General features: G+C 47.9%; 16 protein-coding genes, 12 tRNA genes and 1 rRNA gene. 4 read left to right on the forward strand and 25 right to left on the reverse strand.

Going from position 1 to position 20,604, the window contains the following annotated elements; translation table 11 throughout:
• Window positions 1-75: 75 nt before the first annotated feature.
• The 3 genes from F6I03_RS08925 (at window position 76) to F6I03_RS08935 (ending at window position 1,945) form a co-directional block, all read left to right on the forward strand.
• Window positions 76-507, forward strand: coding sequence for an HIT family protein (locus tag F6I03_RS08925; protein ID WP_070431031.1), 432 nt, complete (start codon window positions 76-78; stop codon window positions 505-507).
• A 7-nt stretch (window positions 508-514) separates the two neighbouring features.
• Window positions 515-889 carry a YtxH domain-containing protein gene (locus tag F6I03_RS08930; RefSeq protein WP_070431050.1) on the forward strand — a complete coding sequence of 125 codons (375 nt, stop codon included), beginning with the start codon at window positions 515-517 and terminating at the stop codon, window positions 887-889.
• Window positions 890-982: 93 nt separating this feature from the next.
• Entirely contained in the window at window positions 983-1,945 is a 963-nt protein-coding gene (locus tag F6I03_RS08935) for a peptidylprolyl isomerase (RefSeq protein WP_070626309.1), read from the forward strand.
• Between the two features lie 525 nt (window positions 1,946-2,470).
• Here the strand turns inward: F6I03_RS08935 and F6I03_RS08940 are convergent.
• From F6I03_RS08940 to queG, 9 genes are all read right to left on the reverse strand, one after another.
• On the reverse strand, window positions 2,471-3,619 hold the full coding sequence (locus F6I03_RS08940) for a 5-methyltetrahydropteroyltriglutamate--homocysteine S-methyltransferase (protein ID WP_070431029.1): 1,149 nt from the start codon (window positions 3,617-3,619) through the stop codon (window positions 2,471-2,473).
• A gap of 129 nt (window positions 3,620-3,748) precedes the next feature.
• The gene (locus F6I03_RS08945) at window positions 3,749-4,327 is read right to left on the reverse strand and encodes a TIGR00730 family Rossman fold protein (protein ID WP_070431028.1); all 579 of its coding nucleotides are present in this window, start codon (window positions 4,325-4,327) and stop codon (window positions 3,749-3,751) included.
• 79 nt (window positions 4,328-4,406) lie between these two features.
• On the reverse strand, window positions 4,407-5,363 hold the full coding sequence (locus tag F6I03_RS08950; RefSeq protein WP_070431027.1) for a 3'-5' exoribonuclease YhaM family protein: 957 nt from the start codon (window positions 5,361-5,363) through the stop codon (window positions 4,407-4,409).
• A gap of 31 nt (window positions 5,364-5,394) precedes the next feature.
• Entirely contained in the window at window positions 5,395-8,157 is a 2,763-nt protein-coding gene (locus F6I03_RS08955; protein WP_070431026.1) for an ATP-binding protein, read from the reverse strand.
• 13 nt (window positions 8,158-8,170) lie between these two features.
• Window positions 8,171-9,436 carry a metallophosphoesterase family protein gene (locus F6I03_RS08960; protein ID WP_070431025.1) on the reverse strand — a complete coding sequence of 422 codons (1,266 nt, stop codon included), beginning with the start codon at window positions 9,434-9,436 and terminating at the stop codon, window positions 8,171-8,173.
• 298 nt (window positions 9,437-9,734) lie between these two features.
• A complete protein-coding gene (locus tag F6I03_RS08965) occupies window positions 9,735-10,097 on the reverse strand; it encodes a YlbF family regulator (RefSeq protein WP_070431024.1) in 363 nt (120 codons plus the stop codon).
• 31 nt (window positions 10,098-10,128) lie between these two features.
• The gene (locus tag F6I03_RS08970) at window positions 10,129-12,270 is read right to left on the reverse strand and encodes a transglycosylase domain-containing protein (RefSeq protein ID WP_070431023.1); all 2,142 of its coding nucleotides are present in this window, start codon (window positions 12,268-12,270) and stop codon (window positions 10,129-10,131) included.
• A gap of 118 nt (window positions 12,271-12,388) precedes the next feature.
• Complete coding sequence (trmL, locus tag F6I03_RS08975; RefSeq protein ID WP_070431022.1) at window positions 12,389-12,901, reverse strand: tRNA (uridine(34)/cytosine(34)/5-carboxymethylaminomethyluridine(34)-2'-O)-methyltransferase TrmL; 513 nt, start codon at window positions 12,899-12,901, stop codon at window positions 12,389-12,391.
• A gap of 2 nt (window positions 12,902-12,903) precedes the next feature.
• On the reverse strand, window positions 12,904-14,097 hold the full coding sequence (gene queG, locus F6I03_RS08980; RefSeq protein WP_224788516.1) for a tRNA epoxyqueuosine(34) reductase QueG: 1,194 nt from the start codon (window positions 14,095-14,097) through the stop codon (window positions 12,904-12,906).
• Between the two features lie 239 nt (window positions 14,098-14,336).
• Here queG and F6I03_RS08985 point away from each other — a divergent pair, with 239 nt between their 5' ends.
• On the forward strand, window positions 14,337-14,918 hold the full coding sequence (locus F6I03_RS08985) for a xanthine phosphoribosyltransferase (RefSeq protein ID WP_070431021.1): 582 nt from the start codon (window positions 14,337-14,339) through the stop codon (window positions 14,916-14,918).
• A 76-nt stretch (window positions 14,919-14,994) separates the two neighbouring features.
• On the opposite strand, the gene F6I03_RS08990 is transcribed toward F6I03_RS08985, so the two are convergent.
• From F6I03_RS08990 to rrf, 16 genes are all read right to left on the reverse strand, one after another.
• A complete protein-coding gene (locus F6I03_RS08990) occupies window positions 14,995-15,951 on the reverse strand; it encodes an NAD(P)-dependent oxidoreductase (protein WP_070431020.1) in 957 nt (318 codons plus the stop codon).
• Between the two features lie 589 nt (window positions 15,952-16,540).
• Window positions 16,541-17,902: a L,D-transpeptidase family protein gene (locus tag F6I03_RS08995; RefSeq protein ID WP_168163707.1), complete on the reverse strand. Its 1,362-nt coding sequence runs from the start codon at window positions 17,900-17,902 to the stop codon at window positions 16,541-16,543.
• 447 nt (window positions 17,903-18,349) lie between these two features.
• Complete coding sequence (locus F6I03_RS09000; RefSeq protein ID WP_070430478.1) at window positions 18,350-19,093, reverse strand: hydrolase; 744 nt, start codon at window positions 19,091-19,093, stop codon at window positions 18,350-18,352.
• Window positions 19,094-19,332: 239 nt separating this feature from the next.
• A tRNA-Leu gene (locus F6I03_RS09005) sits at window positions 19,333-19,418 on the reverse strand.
• A 21-nt stretch (window positions 19,419-19,439) separates the two neighbouring features.
• Window positions 19,440-19,510 (reverse strand) — tRNA-Cys (locus F6I03_RS09010).
• 18 nt (window positions 19,511-19,528) lie between these two features.
• A tRNA-Gln gene (locus F6I03_RS09015) sits at window positions 19,529-19,600 on the reverse strand.
• Window positions 19,601-19,608: 8 nt separating this feature from the next.
• Window positions 19,609-19,681, reverse strand: a tRNA-His gene (locus F6I03_RS09020).
• 19 nt (window positions 19,682-19,700) lie between these two features.
• A tRNA-Trp gene (locus F6I03_RS09025) sits at window positions 19,701-19,771 on the reverse strand.
• A gap of 39 nt (window positions 19,772-19,810) precedes the next feature.
• A tRNA-Tyr gene (locus F6I03_RS09030) sits at window positions 19,811-19,891 on the reverse strand.
• A 4-nt stretch (window positions 19,892-19,895) separates the two neighbouring features.
• Window positions 19,896-19,968 (reverse strand) — tRNA-Phe (locus F6I03_RS09035).
• A 17-nt stretch (window positions 19,969-19,985) separates the two neighbouring features.
• A tRNA-Asp gene (locus tag F6I03_RS09040) sits at window positions 19,986-20,058 on the reverse strand.
• A 23-nt stretch (window positions 20,059-20,081) separates the two neighbouring features.
• Window positions 20,082-20,154: transfer RNA gene (locus F6I03_RS09045), tRNA-Val, on the reverse strand.
• A gap of 20 nt (window positions 20,155-20,174) precedes the next feature.
• Window positions 20,175-20,246 (reverse strand) — tRNA-Glu (locus F6I03_RS09050).
• Window positions 20,247-20,270: 24 nt separating this feature from the next.
• Window positions 20,271-20,357: transfer RNA gene (locus F6I03_RS09055), tRNA-Ser, on the reverse strand.
• A 33-nt stretch (window positions 20,358-20,390) separates the two neighbouring features.
• A tRNA-Asn gene (locus tag F6I03_RS09060) sits at window positions 20,391-20,464 on the reverse strand.
• 10 nt (window positions 20,465-20,474) lie between these two features.
• Window positions 20,475-20,590: ribosomal RNA gene (rrf, locus tag F6I03_RS09065) — 5S ribosomal RNA — on the reverse strand.
• Between the last annotated feature and the right edge of the window lie 14 nt (window positions 20,591-20,604).

Raw genomic sequence — 20,604 nt, forward strand, 5'->3', positions numbered from 1 at the left:
TTCAATTGTTCCCCCCTAAAGATTATGCTAAAATGAGCCTAGTATAAGAATTATCAATTGAAAGTGGTGGATCAAATGACTGATTGTATCTTTTGTAAGTTAGCTAATGGGGAAATCCCAACCAATATCGTCTATGAAGATGAGGTTGTGACCGCCTTCTTAGACACTAGCCAGGTAACCGAAGGCCATACCCTTATTGTGCCTAAGAAACACCTGCAGGATATCTATGACTATGATATTAAGGATTCTGGGGCCATCTTCCGTCGTATTCCAATTGTTGTCCAAGCCCTCCAAGCCGCTCTTCCTGACATGAAAGGGGTCAATATCCTAAACAATAATGGCGAAGTGGCCTATCAGAGTGTCTTCCATTCCCATATCCACATCATCCCCCGCTACAGTCGGGATGGCGATGACTTCAAGGTCGTAATGCCTGATAATGGTGACCAATACTCCAATGAAGACCTCGCTAAGCTGGCTCAAAAGATCCAGGAAAAGGTTGAGGTGTAGGATGGCCATGAGTTTTCTTAAAGGTTTAGTGACTGGCGCTGTCGTCGGAGGGATAACGGCCCTCCTCAAGAACCCCAATACGGGTGAAGAGAACCGCCGCAAGCTCCGCGCCTATAGCCAGGATATTACCGCCGCTTCACGGAAGCTCGAAGGCAGTCTCGCCGAAACGCAGATGGCTCTGACTGACTTAGCCAACCAGGGCTTGTCAACGGCCAAAGTTGCCCGTGATGACCTCAGTGAAGCCATCCGTGACTTCCAGACCTCTAGCCTTCCCCACCGCAATGCCATGCAGGAGAAGCTTGCCAAGATTAATGCGGACCTTGAACTGACCCAGATGAGCCTTGAAAACCTTGAAGAAAAGCTTCAACAAGATAAAAAGTAAATTTCTTTAAAGGATCCCCCAAAGCTGCTCAGCTGCGGCAGACTTATGTTATATTTAAGCTACAAAATAAGAATTTGATCAAGGAGTCATCGCATGAATTGGAATAAGAAATTAAGCTTAGGCGCCCTCACTTGCGCCACTGTTTTCAGCCTCGCCGCTTGCTCCAGCCAGAATGAAGCTGGTCAGAATGTTATTGCTAAAGGCGAAGGCATTGAAGTAACGGAAGATGAATTAGTCAAAGAACTCAAGGATTCAGCGGGGAATGCTGCTGTCCAGCAACTTGTTTTTGGCGAAATCTTCGAAAATGAACTGGGCAAAGACCGGGTCAAGGAAATCGAAGATGAAGTCGATGCCGATACCGTCAAATTAGTGGCCCAATACGGCGACGAAGACAAGTTCAAAGAAGTCGTTGCGGCTAATGGCTATAGCAGTGTGGACGAATATAAAAAAGCCCTCCGCTATTTTAAACTTCTGACGGAAACCATCTCTAAAAACATCAAGGTTTCTGATGACGAGCTAAAGAAAGCCTACGAAAATTATGAAGCGCCACGAAAGGTTTCCCACATCCTCGTTAAAGATGAAGATAAGGCCAAAGACCTCATTAAGCAAATTAACGAAGGTGGCGATTTCGCTAGACTAGCGGAAGAGCACTCGGAAGACAAGGGCTCTGCCAAAGCAGGCGGGAGCCTGGGTGAGGTCACTAAGGGCATGATGGTTAAGGAATTCGAAGAACCTGCCTTCAAGCTCAAGGCTGGCGAAATGACCCAAGAGCCGGTCAAGAGCCAGTACGGTTGGCACATCATCAAAGTCGATGAAGTGGGCAATAAGGGCTCATTCGACGAAGAGAAAGACCAATTAGAAAAACAAATTCGAAAACAAAAAATGGACGACCCTAAACAGGTCCAACAAGTGCTCAAGGATGTCCTAGACAAATACCAAGTGAAGATTACCGATAAGGACTTCAAGAATGCACTCGATACCTTCCAAACTTCAAATGACCAAGAAGCCGCTAAGAAGCAGGCTGAAGCAGAAGAAGCCAAGGAAGAAAGTAAATAAAATTGCCTGCAAAAAGGCCAGCTCCCAAGCTAGGAGCTGGCCTTTTTGTCTGTATAAACGTAAGAAGGATCTTTTTATTGGTTGGGCTGTCAAGCTACACTTGAGGCCTCTGTTTGAGGGTTGGACAGTATCAAGCCACACTTGGAGTCTGTGTTTGAAGCTTGGATCATTGACCAAAGCTTAGCACATGGTCTCACACTCTACCTAGTCGGGTTCAGCCGATTTGTAATCAGAGCTGACGAGTGCAATCATCCGAGCCTAATCGTCAAGTTTCACACCCTTTCTAGTTGGGTTCGCAAAGGCAGAAAGGGTGTGACTTCAGCAAAAGGGAACGATCGGCTTGCAGCCGCTCTTATCCCTTTTGCCTCCAGTCATCCCTTTCTTAACGCCTTTGCTCACAACCTTTAGTCGGGTTCGGTCGCGCAGCTTCCTTGTCACTTCCCAAGTCCCCGCCGCAGTCCTCCAGACTGCTCTGCTGACTTGCTCCAGTGAAATGAAGCTACCCGCGCGCCTTCACACCCTTTTTTATCCCCAAACTTCTTCTGCAATTGAACGTACTAGGGCGATTTTTGCCCATTGTTGGTCTTCGGTTAGGCTGTTGCCTTCTTCGGTTGAGGAGAAGCCACATTGGGGGCTGAGGCAGAGCTTGTCTAAAGGAATGTATTTGGCTGCTTCGTGGATGCGTTGGATCACCTGGTCGCGGTCTTCTAATTCACCTGTCTTAGAAGTGATCAAACCGAGGACAACTACGCGGTCATCGCCAATTTTGGCGAGGGGTTCAAAGCCACCTGCCCGGTCCGAATCATATTCCAAGTAATAGGCTTGGGCATGTTCATTAGCGAAGAGTTCGTCTGCTACGGAGTCATAGCCCCCTTGGCCGAACCAGTGTGACCGGTAGTTGCCCCGGCAGACATGGCTAGTAATCGTTAAGCCTTCAGGTGCCCCGTCAATGGCCAGATTATTCACATAGCGGTAGAGTCCAGCTAGGTAGGCCTTCTCATCAGCCTTGGCTTGGCGTTCAGATTCTGGATAGTCTTCCAGGTGGATATCAACGAGTCGGCCCCAGGTGCAGTCGTCGAACTGAACCACTGTCGCTCCTTCCGCTGCAAAGTCTTCTAAGACATCAATATAGGCTTTAGCGATTGCCTGAGCGAGCTCACGGTGTTCATCTTCTCCATAGAAGGCCTGGGTAGATGCTTGGTTATGGGGTTTGAGTAATTCTTGCAATAATTGAGCAGGGGCTGGGATGGTTTGCTTCACTTCACTTGCCGCTGACTTATGATCACGGACAAATTTGAAGTCTTCCACAAAAGGATGGTTGTGTCCGTCTAATTCACGGCTTGTTAAAGAAGCCGTTTCAGCACGGGTCTTCATGTCGTGGAATTGGCCACCTTCTTCAATATAACGCTTCTCAATTCCGTTCAAGCCCCACATAAAGTCGTAATGCCACCAGCTGCGGCGGAATTCACCGTCAGAAACAGCTTTCAGGCCAGCTTCTTCTTGCTTTTGAATTAATTTGATGATGGCTTCATCTTCGACTTGGCGCAGGGCCTGACCATCGATTTCTCCCGCTTCAAAAGCTTGACGTGCTTCCTTCAAATGAGCAGGCCGTAAAAAGCTCCCCACAGTATCAAAGCGGTAAGGTTGTTGTTGACGTTTTGTAAATTCTCCCATTTTATAGCCTCCATTTTTTGTTCGTTAGAACCGAACTCTCTCAGTTCAATATAAGCTCTAGTATACGGTTAATTTTTCTTATTTTAAAGCCCTTATTCGATACAGCTTACAGAACAAAGGTGTTCGCTTTTATTGATCAGTCAAGCGGTCATAGCTCCTCACTTGGCGGACTTGGTAATTGCTTAGGATCTGGTCCAAGTCAGCCAGATCATCAATGAAGAAAATCCGCTCATAATCTTCTTGGGCAAGAAAACCGGCCTGGCACATGTTAGCAAAAAGCTCCTGCATGGGCCGGTAATAGTCAGCCACATTAAGGAAAGCACAAGGGCGGTCCGATTGGCCGAGTCGGGCTAAGGAAATCGCCTCTGAGATCTCTTCTAGGGTACCTGGTCCCCCTGGCAAGGCCAGGCAAGCATCCGATAAGGCCAACATTCTTGCCTTACGTTCAGCCATCGTCTCCACAATCTCCAAGTGGCTGAGACCTGAATGGGCAATTTCCTTGTCTTTGAGGAAGGCAGGCATCACGCCATAGACCTCAGCGCCCTGGTCCAGGACTTCATCGGCCAGGATCCCCATAAGTCCCGTCCGTCCACCACCATAAACCAGGCGGTGGCCTGAACGTGCTAGCCACTGACCGAGATCACGTGCAGCCTGGGCATATAAGGGATCCTTCCCAGGATTAGCCCCACAGTATACTAATATATTCATTATCATCACTTCTTTCCTTAACACTAAAAGAAGCCCCCGCCTCCCCTCTCAGGGACTTGGCTGGGGCCTGCTTGTCTGCTTATGCTTGGTCTAAGTTCGGACGGTAGAATGTCCGCCCATCCATGCCTGGGATATAGGCCGAGAATTCACCCGGAGCTGTTTTCTCTAGAGCAGCGCTGACCATATACATGGAAGCATCCAGGTCGTCAATCCGGTGGAGGACCTCCGCTTCTAAGACGTGGGGCCTTACTGGGCTCCCATATTCCTTCTTCCCATGGTGGGCCAAGACCATATGCTTCAAGAGCATGAGCTCTTCACTGGTCTGGTCCAAGCCCAGATCTTGGATGGCAAGGCTCAATTTTTCGGCGACTAAGGAGATATGACCCAAGAGATTCCCTTGGACCGTATAGTTCCCGCTGAGCGGATCGGATAATTCGCTCGTTTTAGCGATGTCATGGAGGATCACTCCCGCATAGAGAAGGTCGGCATTCAGGACGGGGTAGAGCTTCTGTACCGCCTTAGCCAGTCCCAACATGGAAACTGTGTGGTAGGCCAAGCCCCCCACGAAGGCATGGTGGTGCTTCTTAGCAGCGGGATAGTAGTAGAAATCATCCCCTACCTCATCGAGGATGTAGCTAACTACTTGTTGGATTTCTTGCAAGTGAAAGTCAGCCACAGTGCGCTCAATCTCTTCCTGCATGGCTTCCTTGGACATCGGACCTTCTGGCATATAGAGCATGGGATCATGAGGTTCATGTTGTTCAGCCAGACGCATCTGCTCAATCCGAAATTGCGGTTGGCCATTGAAGAGCTCTCGGCGGCCGTAGAGGTAGACTACCCGACCAACTTGGAATTTTTCAGCATCTGCGTCTGTCATGCCCCAGAGTTTCCCATCTAAAATGCCCGACCGGTCCTGGAAGTTCAAAGCCAGGTAGTCCTTGCCATTGCGGTCCTGCCTAATATCGGCATTCTTAATCAGGGCAAAGGTCTTAAAATTTTGATCCATAGCAGCATCAAAGAGTCTTGTTGTTTCCATTCTCCCATCCTTTCATATTTAATCGTCAAGCTTAAATACGTGTAACTTCCTTGCTCGACCGGTTGAGGGCGGCACCTTCATCGATCGTTAACAGGATAATTTGTTGGTCCTGGCTGCGTTCATCGAGGAAGCGGTAAATGTTTTGTCGGTAGTAGTCATCAATATGGGCAAAGGCTTCGTCGATTAGGATTGGCATATTCAACTGACCGAGTTGGGCATTCAGGAAGGCAAAGCGCATCGCGACAAAAAGTAAAGCCTTCTCCCCTCGTGACAGTTGGTCCACACCTAGCCAGAGCTCATCTTCACTAAGGACTTCTACTGTATCATTCTGATAGCGTAGTTTCTCGAGTTCCCCATTTGACAGGTCATAGAGGTAGCGGTTGGCATGGCCCATCACGCGTTCCAGGGCTTCGCCTTCTTCGCCGACACTGGCCTGCTCGAAGGTCGCAACAGCTAGCTTATTCGCTGCCCATTCAACAGCTGAATCATAAGCTTGGTCCACATCACTCGCATGTTCGGCTTGGAGCTTGCTCATTAAGCCGCTAGCTTCAAGCTCGCGAATCTGCATCTCCAATTGCGCATTACGTTGGACTAAGTCTTGGATGCGCTGAGTCAACTGGCCCAGAGTGTGCACATTGTCTTCCAATTGTTGGTCAATGCTTTCATCCTTGTCGTGCAGTTGAGCAGCTTGGGGGTTGAGCGAGTGGTCAAGGAGGTCAAAGCGTTCCTTCTTAGCCAACATCTCTGCCTCCTTAGCCAAAGCCTCTTCAACCTCATCTGCCGACTCAAAGCCATAACGGTCTAAGAAGTCTTGGCGGGCCCGGCGCAAGCTTTGGATGCTTTGGTGGAGTTCTTGCTTCTGGTTCTTCTCAGCCTGGTAGCTTTGCGCAGTAAAGGCATGGTCCATCTCCAGCTGACGCAAGCTATGGTAGTCATCTTCAAAGGCTTGGAAAACGGAATCTTGGGACAGTGGATTATTAGAAATAACCTGGGCATAGTCCCGCCATTCTTGGTCGTGGGCTGCGGCATACTGGGCTGCTCCAGTGGCCTGGATTAACTGGTTACATTCCGCTTCTAAGGCATTGACCTGGGCCACATAATCATGGTCCAACCAGGTTAAAGGCTGGATATATTCAGAACCGCCCTTCTCTTGAACGAGGGCTTGGAGTTCAGCCATAAAGTTTTGTGATTCATTTTCCAATTCAGCTAATTGGTCATTTTGAATATCGATGCGGCGTTGGATTTCCGCCTGCTCGCTCTCAATATCGCGCAAGTCCAGGTCGAAGGCTTGTGATTCCTTCTTCACCGAGCGCTTGCCGAGGCCACTTTGGAGGAAACCAATAATTGTGAAGAGAATCCCCAAGGCACCGGCTGCCAAGCCCGACCCCATCATGAATGGCTTATCGGTAACAAAGTAGAGAATAGCAAGGATCAAGGCAAGGACAATCAAGATCAAACCAAACGTCTTGAGCCAGGAGCTGGTCCGCTCTTTAATGGTTCCCTTGAAGCTATTGTATTCGGACTGGACTTCATCATATTCGTCATGGAGGTCTTGGTTCTCTGCCATCAAGTCCTGGAGGTCATGCTTGGTATTCTCATAGAAGATCCGCCGATTATCCAGTTCTTGCCGGCGGTTTTGCCAGTCTTGGCGCTCACTAGCCGTTAATTCTTCTGGCAGTTCATCAATCGATTCCGCACCCAGAGCTGCTAACAAGCGATGTTCTTCATAGCGTTTCTGGATAAGTTGTTCCTTGAGCGCTTCATCACTGTTTAACTGCTCCCGGTAGGCCCGGGCTTCAGCCAGCATCTGGTCCGACACATGGTCATGGTTTAGTACCCATTCTTGACCAATAGAGAGCAGGCTATCCGCATCCGCTGGCTCTTCATTGGCTTCTTCATCGAGAACTAGGAAACCCTCCGTTTGGTCTATCTGGTCTTCATAGCGGGCTAGGTCTTGGTTTAAGTCATGCCAGGTCTCTGCTGCGCCTTCCGGGAAGTTATGGAAGTCATAACCAGCTAATTCAAAACCAAGGGCATTCTTTTCTTCAACGGATCCAGTTTCCTGGGAGGCAATCTGCAATTTCACCTGCTCGCTTTGGGCCTCGGATTCTTGCTGACGCAGGTCTTCCAGCTCTGCCTGGTTAGCCTGGAGTTCTTCTTCTAAGGCAAAATAATTCTGTTCATTGGCTGCAGCCTGGTCCAAACGTTGGCTGCTAGCTGCCAGCTGGTTAAGTTCTTGGTTCAGCTGGGGCTTTTGGCCATTAGGCAGGTAAAGGTCTGCGGCTTTAGCTTCTAGGTCTGGGGTAATGCCATTGAGCACCTGACGACCGCTAACGCCCAGGCTCACCAAGCTTTTAGCAAATTGATCTTCATCCTCCCAAACGAAAGCCATTAGGTCTTCTTCGTCAAAACCAAAGTAAGTCAGGTAATCGTCCTTTGTCAATCCTTCGAAGAGTTCATCGAAGGAAGAGACTTCTTCACGGGGATTCTCATTAACCGTCATAAATAATTGCTGGCGCCCCTGCTGTTTGATGCGCTCAATCATCACCTGGCCGTAAATCGTTTCTGTTAAATAGAGGCGGCCCCCATAATTCACATTGGGATTCACATCATAATTGCGACTATGCTTGCGTCGCATATTCGGAAAGCCGAACATGATAGAAAGAATAAAGCTCATCAAGGTTGATTTTCCCGAACCATTTCCACCAATAAAAACATTCAAATTTGGCTCCAAGTAGAAGGTCTGGTCGACCCACTTCCCGTAACCAAAAATTTCAATTTTTTGAATTTTCATTTTTTCCCCTCACTTATTTTTCTTTTTGTTCCACCGCTTGACGAACAATGATCTTCTCAATGGCCCGGCTTAGCACGTCCGCCTTGAAGCTTTCCCAATCAATTTGGGGCAGCATATAGCGTTGCCAGAGCTGGTTTTGCATCAATGGCGCCGTCAAGCTTTCCCACTCGGCGTCTGACTGCAAGTGGTGGAAGCTCTGTTGGAGTGCATCTTGGAAAGCCTTGGAATAAGACCAGCTGCTCTCTTCATCGATAACAAGTTTGAGCTCAGTCAGATAGATCTCTTGGTCGCGGTACTGGTCTTGGTTGCTCAAGCTCCACTGCAATTGATCGCGTAATTCCTCAGCGTAGCGGTCCCACCAGTAGAGGCTCTCTTCATTACCATCTGAGCGGAAGGCCAAGCGTACAAGGAGGTTCACGCCTTCGTTCTTGGCATACATGACTTCTTCGTGGAGAGCTCGCTCGACCACATTGCGTAAGTCCTCAATGTTCTCAAGTTTTGGCAGGTCTCTAACAGGCGAACTGAACTGCCAATCGGTTGTTTCGACGAATTCAAGTTCTGCTTCTTGATACTTCTTCAGGCTGACCAAGTAGACCCCCTTAGGCCCAGCTTCCTTGAAGCTAGCCCCTTGAATATTGCCTGGATAGACCACAGGGGGGTGGTCGGCTAGAAGTTGACGCTTATGGATATGGCCGAGTGCCCAGTAATCATATCCCAGGGCCGTTAAATCAGAAACATTGAAGGGGGCATAGTGGTGCTTGCCTTCATGGCGCTGGTTCTCCCCATGGATAACTCCAATTTGAAAGTCAATGCCTGGCTGCCTTTGGGGGAAGTCCTGGACCATGTCTCGCTCGATCCAAGCTTGCCCATAGGAAAAGCCGGTCACCATCACGTGCTCCCCAGACTTAGCCTGGAAATGGTAAGAGTCGACATGGTCGGGGAAGATATACACATTATCTGGCATGGCCAAACGGTGGGCATCCCCTTCAATATAGTCATGGTTACCATGGCAAACGATGGCCTGGATTCCCGCTTGGGCCAAACGCTCCATCCCCTGCCGGAAGGTAAACTGAGCTTGGAGAGATGCTGGTTCATTATGATAAATATCCCCGCTCACCACAACGAAGTCTACTGCTTCATTAATAGCAGTTTCAATAATGTTGTGGAAGCTAGCCGTCGTCGCCTGGCGGAGTTTCTCGTATAAGCTGGGATTCATTTTAGAGATTTTCTTAAATGGCTGGTCTAAATGCAGGTCAGCCGCATGTATAAATCGTATCATTTTATTTGATTCTCCTAATAGCTTGAACTGGGAATAGTTACTTAGCCATCTTTAGGCCTTGCCAAATGGAGGAAATGTCCTTCTTGGCAGACTACTCCTACCTTACAAGTTTACCATATCAAAAGGCTCGCTTACAATCATTCCGAACAAACTTTCGTGCCCTTTATCCTCTGGGACGAGCTAGCCTGTGACAGGATTTATATAGCAAGCAAAGGCTATCCACCGCTTCGCCTCCAGTAAGAAAAAGTGTCCCCACACCTCCCATTGAGATGTGGGGACACAGGTCTTAGCCTTCGTACTAATTTTCTTTTTGCTCATTAGCTTTTTGGTAGACTTCATAAATCGGTTGGGTAACCACCTTGTTAATCTCTTCCACCAATTGGTTCAATTGTTTCTCAGCTTGTAAGAGCTGACTGATGGTTTCATTAGCTGCCATTTCTTTCTCCAAGTCTTGGGCTTCTTGGATTTCTTCTTGGCTAATTTCATTACCTAATTGCATCTTCGTTTGAACATCCACTTGGAGTTGGCGGAATTTATTATATAGGGCGAAGGCTTCTTCGTCTTGAACGACTGCCTCCATCGCATGTTTTAAGCCCTGGTAGTCCTCATGGGCGCGCACATCACGTTCTAATTGGTTGATGGTGTCATAAATATTGGCCATTCCATTTCCTCCTTTATTTGTCTTCATTTGCTTAATATATCATGCCGAGCCAGTTTTGAAAAGTAATTTGACCAGAAAAAGAAGAGAAGAAGTCCCGGGCCCCTTCCATTAAGCGGTCTAGAAGGCTTGAGGCATTATCTTCAATGGTCGCTTGGTTGGTAGTCGTCTCATCCCCATCGGACGATGAAATCCCATTGACTTCATTATAATAACGGGTCGAGGCTGCTTCCAGGTTGAACGGGGTGTTGGGACTATTAGCCAAGAGTTCCGCCATAATGTTATGGAAGGTATTCCCCGATTGGACAGGTGAACTGTTCCAGAGATAATTCTCCGCACTGGTCTGGTCAAAGCCATACCAACTGGCAACCACCATGTCGGGCGTATAGGCGACATACCATTCATCATTCACACCGTCACCTGCTCCACTATTGCCTGCTTGGCTGAGTTCAACCGTCCCCGTCTTACCCGCTAATTCATAGCCTGCCGGTTCCATGGCTGCCCCGGTTCCGCCTTCATTATAGACGTCGAGCATCATCCGGGTCATTTCCTTGGCATTCGCTTCACTGAGGGCTTGGTTCTGTTTGGGCTTCTGTTCCTCGACGATGACATTGCCCGAACTGTCGACAACCTTTTGAATGAAGACGCCTTCTGAGCGCTTGCCCTTGTTGACGAAGGCAGTGTAGGCCGAGGCCATTTCCATAGGGGAAGCCCCCTTAGATAAGCCGCCTAGGGCAGAAGATAAGGTCTTATCGCCATCCGTATAAGGAATCCCAAAGTCATCCAACTTGGCCATGGCGGTGTTGACACCAATCTCATTCATCAACCAAACAGCTGATGTATTCTTACTCTTAGCTAGAGCTTGCCAGAGAAGGATTTCCCCCTGGCTCTGCTTGTCATGGTTCTCAGGCTTGTACTTATCCGTTCCATATTCCTTCACTTCATCCGGAATGACATCATTCGCCTCAAAACCATTCTCTAAGGCCGGACTATAGACATTCAAGGGCTTGAGGGTTGAACCCGGTTGCCGCTTCATCTGAGTGGCCCGGTTAAAGCCCCTAAAGGAGTGACCCCCCGTTCCTCCCACTGTCGCTAGGACGCCCCCACTGTAGGGATCCATCACAACTGTTGCTGATTGGGCGGTATTTCCAGCTGGTGAGACAGGGAAGAGACTGGACTGGTCATAAATCCCCTGCAGACCTTCCTGGTACTTGGGGTCCAAGTTAGTATAAATCCGGTAGCCCCCCTTCATCAGGTCATCCTCACTCAAGCCATGCTTGTTAATAGCTTCTTCAATCACCGCATCGAAATAATAAGGGTATTTGTATTGGTCGCTCCCGACATCATTATTCTGCTGGGGCATATCAGAGGCCATGGCCACTTGGGCATCCTCTTGGGCAATAAACCCATTGTCTGCCATCAATTGAAGGACCGTATTCCGCCGGTTGATCGTTTCTTCATAATTATCAACCGGGTTGTAAATACTTGGCCCCTTCAGAGCACCCGCTAGAACGGCCGCGTTGGCTAAGTCCAAGTTAGCAGCTGAGCTACCAAAATACTTCTGGCTAGCATCCTCCACCCCATAGACCCCATTCCCAAAGTAGGAGTGGTTCAAGTACATCTCCAAAATCTTATCCTTGGGGTAGGTCTTTTCAATTTCAAGGGCAATAAAGAGCTCTTTAAACTTCCGCATCAGGCTCTGCTCATTGGTCAGAAAAGAGTTTTTAACCAATTGCTGGGTCAAAGTCGACCCCCCACCGACTACTGAACCGCCGTGGAGGACATAGCCGACTGCCGCTCGAGCAATCCCAATGGGGTCAAAGCCCCTGTGCTTATAGAAACGTTTATCTTCAGTCGAAACGACTGCATTCTTAATATTATCTGAAATTTGATCGATAGTCACATAGGTCCCGTGGTCCGAAGACAGGGTCCCTGCTAGGTTGCCTGAATTATCATAGACTTCAGTGGTCACCTGGAGCTGCTTCTCCAAGTTGTCAACATCAGTCATTTTGGCACTAATTAATAAATAACTTTCAAAAATCAAAGCAAAAAATAAGCCAATAAAAATGAGCCATTTAGTTAGGCGGAATTTTTTCCAATAGGCTTTAAACTTTCCCTTAAAACCCTGGCTGTCTTCCCCCTTCTTTGGCTTGGCTTGGTTTTTGTCACCGCGCATAAAAAATCTCCTACTCTCTCTTCTATTGATCTCAGGCGGATTAAACCACTCTCCTATTTTCCCATGTTGGGCTGGGAATTGCAATTTTTGCTAGGGAACTTAAGCGAAACTTATCTTCCTAGTCGAGCTTATCGTGGGCGTAGTGGTGGCTCAATTCCAAGTGGTTGAAGTTTTGCTGGCGGAGTACCTCATAGATTACGATGGCGGCACAGTTGGAGAGATTGAGGGCGCGGACATGGGTGTCATCCATGGGCAGACGTAAGCATTGGGCTTCGTGGGCCCGCATGAAGTCCTCAGGCAAGCCCGTTGTTTCCTTACCAAACATTAAGAAGATATCTTCTCCAGCTGTCTCATTATAGTCGACATCGGTATAGGTATGGTGGGCGAATTTAGTAATGAGGTAGAGTCGACGGTCCCCTAAATATTCCATAAAGGCTTGTAAATCCTTATGCAAGGTCACATCCACACTGTGCCAATAATCCAAACCAGCCCGCTTGAGGTGCTTATCATCCAAGGAGAAGCCCAGGGGTTCAATCAGGTGCAGGTGGGTGTCGGTCGCCGCACAGGTCCGGGCTATATTCCCTGTATTGGGTGGAATAAGGGGTTCATATAATACAATGTGATTGGTCATCTTTATCGCTTCCTTTGTCTCTTATTTCGCTTTTTCTTGATTCTTTCAACCGCTTGGCTGAATTCAACCACTGTTTCTTGGTCAGCTTCTGGACCGGCTTCTTCAATACGGAGCCGGTCTTCCATAAAACTTAGGAGCTCTGGATTGAACTGGCGCTCGATGATACTCACCGCATAGGCAGCCGTTCCGCGGATCATGGGCCGGGGATCCTTCTCGATCATCTCCAACAAGAGGGGGATAGCCGACCGGTCCCGGTAGTTAGCCAAGGCTAAGATGGCATTGCGCTGCAAGGGCTTCTTCCCCCGCCAAGCCCCTGCCAGATGGCCGAACTGTTCCTTGAACTCTCGGTTAGATAGGGTCAGCATAGGCTTTAGCAAGGGTTCCACCTGGTCGCGCTCTGGCTCCATGGCGGCATGGTAGTGGCTGTCTACATGTTGGTTATAAGGGCAGACCTGCTGGCAGATGTCACAGCCATAAATCTGGTGCCCCACTTGCCGGCGAAAGGCCTGGGGGATATAGCCCTTGGTCTGGGTCAGGTAGGAGATGCAGACTTTCGCATTCATCTTCCCCTCGCCTAGCAAGGCTCCCGTCGGACAAAAGTCCAAACAACGGGTGCAGTCGCCACAGGCATTAGCCTTGGGGGCATCAGGCACCAGGGGCAGGTTGGTAATAATCTCCCCCAGATAGATAAAGGAGCCAAACTCTTCATTGATAATTAGCCCATTTCGGCCAATAAAACCAATGCCGGCCCGCTGCGCAACAGCCACATCAGGGAGTTCGCCCGTATCCACCATGGTCTTGGTCTGAATTCCTGGATAACGTTCTTCCAAAGCTTGGACCAGGTCACTAGCCGCTCGGTGGAGAATACTATGGTAGTCTTCCCCCCAACTCGCTCGGGCGAATTGCCCCCTTCGCTCCCCCCGGTTACGTTCTTTAGGATAGAGCGGTTTATTGGGATAGGCCATAGCAAAGGCAATAATCGAAGCTGCCCCATCCAGCAAGTCCTTGGGGTACAAGCGCTCCTCGATGACAGGATGTTCAAAGCCCGTGGTGCGGCCTTCAGCCTCCGCTTCTTCCAGCGACTGACGGATATGGGTGAAATCATCCGCACTGGTAAAGCCTACTACATTCATCCCTACTTCTTCTAGGGCTAGCTGGCGGATCTTTTCCGTTTCAACTTGCCAATCGATGGTCACTACGATTCCTCCCTTCCCTCAGTCTTAGCTTGACGATCCTTTCAATTATAATCTATTCCCCATAATTTGCAATCTAACCCAGGTCTGATTTCCATGAGAATTTGATAAAATTTAGCCTGAAATTTCTAAAAGATTTATTTTTTTAAGCTTTTAATGGGGCTTTGTGCTATGATAGAGTAACACTTAATGTCCATACAGGCAATCGATTCAATATATTATCTATGAGGGGAGTTCTGAAAGTGAATATTTTACAGCAACGAATTATTGATGATGGCGAGGTTTTTCCTAATAATGTCTTGAAGGTTGATTCCTTCTTAAACCACCAAATTGACCCGCATATCATGTACAGCATCGCCAATGATTTCTACCAACACTTCAAGAGTGCAGGAATCACTAAGATCCTAACGATTGAAGCCTCTGGTATTGCACCAGCCATCTTCGTGGCCCAGAAATTCGATGTCCCGATGCTCTTTGCTAAGAAAAAAGAACCTTCTACCCTACAAAACCAAGAAGTCTATACCGAATTGGTCCACAGCTATACTAAGAATACAGACAGCAACATCGTCGTATCTAAACAATTCCTCGATGCAGATGATAAAGTCCTCGTTGTGGATGACTTCCTCGCAAATGGCGAAGCAGCTATGGGCTTAATTTCTATCGCTGAACAAGCAGGCGCAGATGTCGCTGGCGTTGCCATCTGTATTGAAAAATCCTTCCAAAATGGCCGCCAACGTATCTTAGACCATGGTTATGAAGTTTATTCAGCTGCCCGCATTGCTTCCCTTGAAAACAACCAAGTTCGCTTTAACGACGGACATTAAGCTATAAATTTAGCTCATAAAAATTAAACGAGGCATGGACAAGAAGTCCAGCCTCGTTTTTTGTCGCTGTTTTGACTTATTTGATGATATTCTGCGGTTCGCCCTCAGCAAAGGCCAAGGCATTCTCAAAGGCTGTATTAGCCCGGAGAACCATAGCCTCATCGGTCAGGTAGCCGATATGAGGGGTTAGGATGGTGTTCTTAGCCGAAAGCAGAGGTTCATCTTCACTGAGTGGGGGCTCTTGGTTGAAGACATCGATGCCTGCACCCGCAATCCTGCCTTCGTTCAAGGCCTCTGCTAGCGCTTGACTGTCAACAATAGGGCCCCGAGCCACGTTAATGAGGATCGCATCGGACTTCATCTTAGCAATCATTTCCTTGGAGATTAGCCCCTCTGTCTCAGCTGTAGCGGGAAGGTGGATGGAAATGATATCCGCTTCCGCCATCACTTCCTCTAAGCTCCCATAGCGCATGCCGAGCGCCTTGGCTTCATCCTTCTCAGAGCGATTATAGCCGAGGAGTTCAGCGCCCAGTGCTCGGTAGGCCTTGGCGGTTGCAAGCCCAATAGCCCCTGTCCCAATAATAGCAACCTTGGCTTGGCTGATTTCTCGTCCTTGGATAGGGCCGGGAAAGTCCGCTGTCTTCCGAGCATCCTGGTTACTGGCAGGAAGCTGGCGGAAAAGAGATAAAGCAAGGCCTAGGGATAGCTCAGCAACCGCTTGATTGGCATAGCCCGATGCATTACAAATCGCGATGCCTTTAGCCGCTGCAGCCTCCTGGTCCACATGGTCTACCCCCGTAAAGGCGACATCAATTAATTGAGTTTGCTCTAAACGGTCAATCACCTCGGCAGGATAGGGTGTGTTCCCAATAATCACAATGTCCGCATCCTGACTGCGTTCTAGGAGCTCATCTGGATCCGTGGTCCGCTCCTTATAGTAAGTAAAGTCATGCCCAGCATCTTTAAGCTTTTGGGCGAGTTCTTCGATATAGCTATCTTCAACTCTTAGGTTTTCGAGTAAATTAATCTTCATAAAGGCCTCCTTCAATAAATTTTGCTGCACGAGTCTCTTCTTCCCTCATTATAAACAAAAATGCCCAACAAAAAAAGCCAACCCCCTTGGATTGACTTTTTCTTGTGTTGTTTAGTCGGGTTCAGGCTAGCAGAAATAGCTCCTCTTCAACAAAATCCGCCGAAGACTTTTAGTCTTCTCTGGCTTTTGCCTCCAGAGGTCTATTTCTACCGCTAGCCTTCACACCCTGTTTAGTCGGGTTCGAGGATGCAGAAAGGGCTCCTCTTCGTAAAAGTCCGTCGAAGGCCTTCAGCCTTCTCTGGTCTTTTACTCCAGAGGTCCCTTCCTCCCGCATCCTCTCGCACCCTTCCTAGTCGGGTTCGGTCGCGCAGCTTCCTTGTCACTTCACAAGTCTCCGCCGCTGTCCTTCAGACTGCTCTGGTGACTTGCTCCAGTGAAAGGAAGCTAACCGCGCGCCCTCTCACCCTTTTTAGTCGGGTTCACAAAGGCAGAAAGGAAGTGACTTCAGCAAAGTGGAACGAACGGCTTACAGCCGCTCTTTTCCCCTTTGCCTCCAGTCATTCCTTTCTAAGCGCTCTTGCTCACACCCTTAGTTAAAGACTACGACTGGCATGCCGACGTGGACTAGGGAGTAGACGGTTGGCATGACGGATGGTTGGACGTTGATACAGCCGTTGGAGCCGTTTTGGTGGTACCAGCCACCGCCGAAGACGGGTTGCCAGTTCGCATCGTGAATCCCCTGGCCAACATAGTCAAAGGGTACCCAGTAGGAAACAGGTGAAGCGTACTTGTTACCTGTCTTAGGATCGAAGCCCCGGAGAACAGAAGGTGACTGCATGTTGTTAACCGCGAAGGCACCTGGATTGGTTGGTGTCATATCATGGCCAGATACAATATCCGTGCTCAACTGCAATTCCCCATTGAGGTAGATAAACATTTTTTGGTTGATCATATCGACTTCTACATAATCCTTACCAAAGAAATTATCCTGGCCGTAGCCTGACCCAGCAATAGACGGTTCAATCACCGTATCTTCACCCTTTAAGGCCGCTTGGGCAACTTCATCCGCTGCCCTAGAGCGGTCAATATACCAACCGTAAGTACCTGGTTGGACAGTAACAACGCCGGCCATTGTGGATTGGAAATCATGAGAAGTTAAGAGCCCCGAGATTTCTTGGTTCAAGCCTTGGAGATACACGTTGACTTGTTCCATATCGACAGCTGGTTCTCCTTGGTCGTCAATGTATAACCAGCTAGCAATTTCCTCTTCTGGAATCTGGTGGTCTTTGCCATCCACCTTAAGTACGAGCTTAGAGCCTTTAATATCATCTAGCTTTTTGATCTTAGATTGTAGACTCGGATCGTCTTCCTTAAGGGTTGGTTGAATATAGGCATCCGCTAAGTTAACTTGGTAGTTGCCGTTATCTATATTCTTATTGAAGAGTTTTTGTAAGGCATCAGCCGAAATTTGATTCCCTTGAACGGAATCAACAACCGTAAAACCTTGGTCTGAAGAATTCTCTAGACGAGCATTTTCGGATTCTTTACGCTGAGAATTGTCAATTCCCAACTGGTTCATAATCTTATCGATGGTTGCGCCATCCAAGTCACCAGCCACATACTTACCTTGGAGTTGCCGATCGGTAAAGAAGGCGAGCGGCCAAGCCCATTGATTTTGATTCGCCAGCATTTTCTCCAAGGCGGGCTGACTTTCGATGGGCAAGCCTAAACTATCGATTGGAAGTTGAGCAATTTCCTTATCCCCTTCCTTGACATCAATCGTTTGGCCGGCTATTTTTTCCGAAACTTTTTTATCAGCTTCTTCCAAGTTTAAGTTCGACACACTTGTGGCGGAGACTTGAGTACGGGGAAGAAAATGTTGACTATAATAGTAAACGCCACCCCCATATAGTCCTAATACAACCACAAAGGCGATAACTAGTCCCCACACTAGTCCCTTCGAAGACTCATTCTGCCTAGACATATATTTCCCTCCATTTTCTTCGATAAATAAAGGACCTCCTTTTAAGGATGTCCTCATGAATAAACTTTCAGTTATTTCTACACCTAATAGAATACACGATTTAATAGGCTTTGTAAAACATAATAGACCATCTGAATATATTTTTAAACTTTAGACTTGCCTTTTGTCTCAGTAGAGGTCATCATAAGAGAAAAAGTAAAGAAAGGGTGTCATTATGCCTCCACAGTCCAAATTTCAAGAGTTTTTACTCATTTTTTCTGGCTTAATTTTAATGGTTATCGCAGCCTTTGCTGGGATCTATATCCTTAGCCTCGGCCCTAGTTTACTAGTCCGCCTGCTTGTTTATCTGATGTTTCTTTTAATCTTCGTCAGTGCGGGGCTTTCCATTTATTACTTTGTTTTTCGCAATAAATCCTAAACTTGGTCTTCCAAGTGCTGCTCATATTCATTGAGCGTCATCCCATCATGGCTTTCAATGAACTTCTCCCGTCTTTCCATCCGGTAAACATCCATCTTCTTTTTGAAGAGCTCACCAGTAGTTGGTGGCGTCCAAGAAATCGCATTGGCTCCTGCCGCTATCACTTCGCGGATGCTGTCATCACTCTTACCCCCTGTTGCAATAATCGGTATATCAGGATAGCGTTCACGAATCCTAGCAACCAAAGCAGGCGTCTCCTTACCACTGGCTACATTCAAAATATCTACCCCAGCTTTTAGGCGGGCGTCTATATCGTTATAAGCGGACACAATTGTTGCAATGATCGGTGAATCGATCGTCCTTTCAATCATTTCAATTGTTTCTACCGGCATGGGTGCATTGACAACAACCCCCATTACCCCTTCAGCCTCTGCAAACAAAGCAATATCTGCACTGCGCTTGCCGCTTGTTAAGCCGCCCCCCACACCTGCAAAGACGGGAGCTGTACTAACTGTTGAAATCGCTGAAACAATGGCCGGATGAGGGGTTTGCGGGTAGACCGCAAGTATAGCATCTGCATTACTATAGCAGATTGTCGCAACATCCGTCGAAAAGAGGAAAGACTTTAAGCGACGACCATAAATCCGGATCCCAGAAGCGTCTCGAATCACATCAGGAACTTTAAGGGTATCTTTTCTTAAAGCCGAGCTCACACTCGGTGTTTTTTTAGGTGTTTTCACGTTTAAACGGCTCCTTTTTTTATTTACAGCTACATTTTATCAGCTTTTCAAGCTTAATAAAACCATTTGAAAGGATTTAGCCCCTCTTTTTATCCACTTAAAAATACTAAACCCTAAACTCCATATGAGGTTAAGCAGTTGGCGTTAAGTTCAACATAAAGAAAAACCTAGGAACATTGATTTAACAACATTCCCAGGCTTTCTAAAAAGTTCTTTGACGCTCTTATATGAGCTTAGAATGCCGACGGTGGGGGTCGAACCCACACGTCCGGTAAAGGACATTGGATTTTGAGTCCAACGCGTCTGCCAATTCCGCCACGTCGGCATATTGTATGAAGGCAAAGAAAGGCGGTAGTCGGATTTGAACCGGCGATCAAGGTTTTGCAGACCCATGCCTTACCACTTGGCTATACCGCCATACTTTAAAATATAAAACTGGGGTAGCTGGATTCGAACCAACGCATAACAGAGTCAAAGTCTGTTGCCTTACCACTTGGCGATACCCCAATAATAAGGGCGAATGAGGGGAATCGAACCCCCGAGTGTCGGAGCCACAATCCGATGCGTTAACCACTTCGCCACATCCGCCATATTAAAATGGATAAAACAGGGACAGTAGGAATCGAACCCACATTGACGGTTTTGGAGACCGTAGTTCTACCGTTAAACTATGTCCCTATTCAATTAAATCCCTGACAACCTTTAAAAAGATTGTAATGGTGGGAATAGGATTCGAACCTATGAACCCGAAGGAGCGGATTTACAGTCCGCCGCGTTTAGCCACTTCGCTATCCCACCAGAGTGGTCCAAGACAGAGTCGAACTGCCGACACCTTGAGCTTCAATCAAGTGCTCTACCAACTGAGCTATTGGACCTTTTTTTAAAAGTTGAACGGTCCCGACGGGAATTGAACCCGCGATCTCCTGCGTGACAGGCAGGCGTGATAACCCCTACACCACGGGACCTTAGTAGTAATAAAAACTACTTATGGAGAATGAGGGGTTCGAACCCCCGACATCCTGCTTGTAAGGCAGACGCTCTCCCAGCTGAGCTAATTCTCCGGTGTATTGACAACTTTTAATGACCCGTACGGGATTCGAACCCGTGTTACCGCCGTGAAAGGGCGGTGTCTTAACCGCTTGACCAACGGGCCAATACACTTAATATTTAAATGTTACGGAGAGTAAGGGATTCGAACCCTTGAAACAGTTTCCCGTTTACATGATTTCCAATCATGCTCCTTCGGCCTCTCGGACAACTCTCCAGGCTGGATTGCAGGATTATCCTCACTCACCAACTCCGCAAGTAGGACTCGAACCTACGACATCTTGATTAACAGTCAAGCGCTACTACCAACTGAGCTATTGCGGAATAATAAACTGCGCGGCAGCGTCCTAGTCTCACAGGGGGCAACCCCCAACTACATTCGGCGCTAAGAAGCTTAACTGCTGTGTTCGGCATGGGAACAGGTGTGACCTTCTTGCCATTACCACCGCACAATTTTTTATTTA

The organism is Aerococcus sanguinicola (genome assembly GCF_008726925.1).
Classification (GTDB): Bacteria; Bacillota; Bacilli; order Lactobacillales; family Aerococcaceae; genus Aerococcus.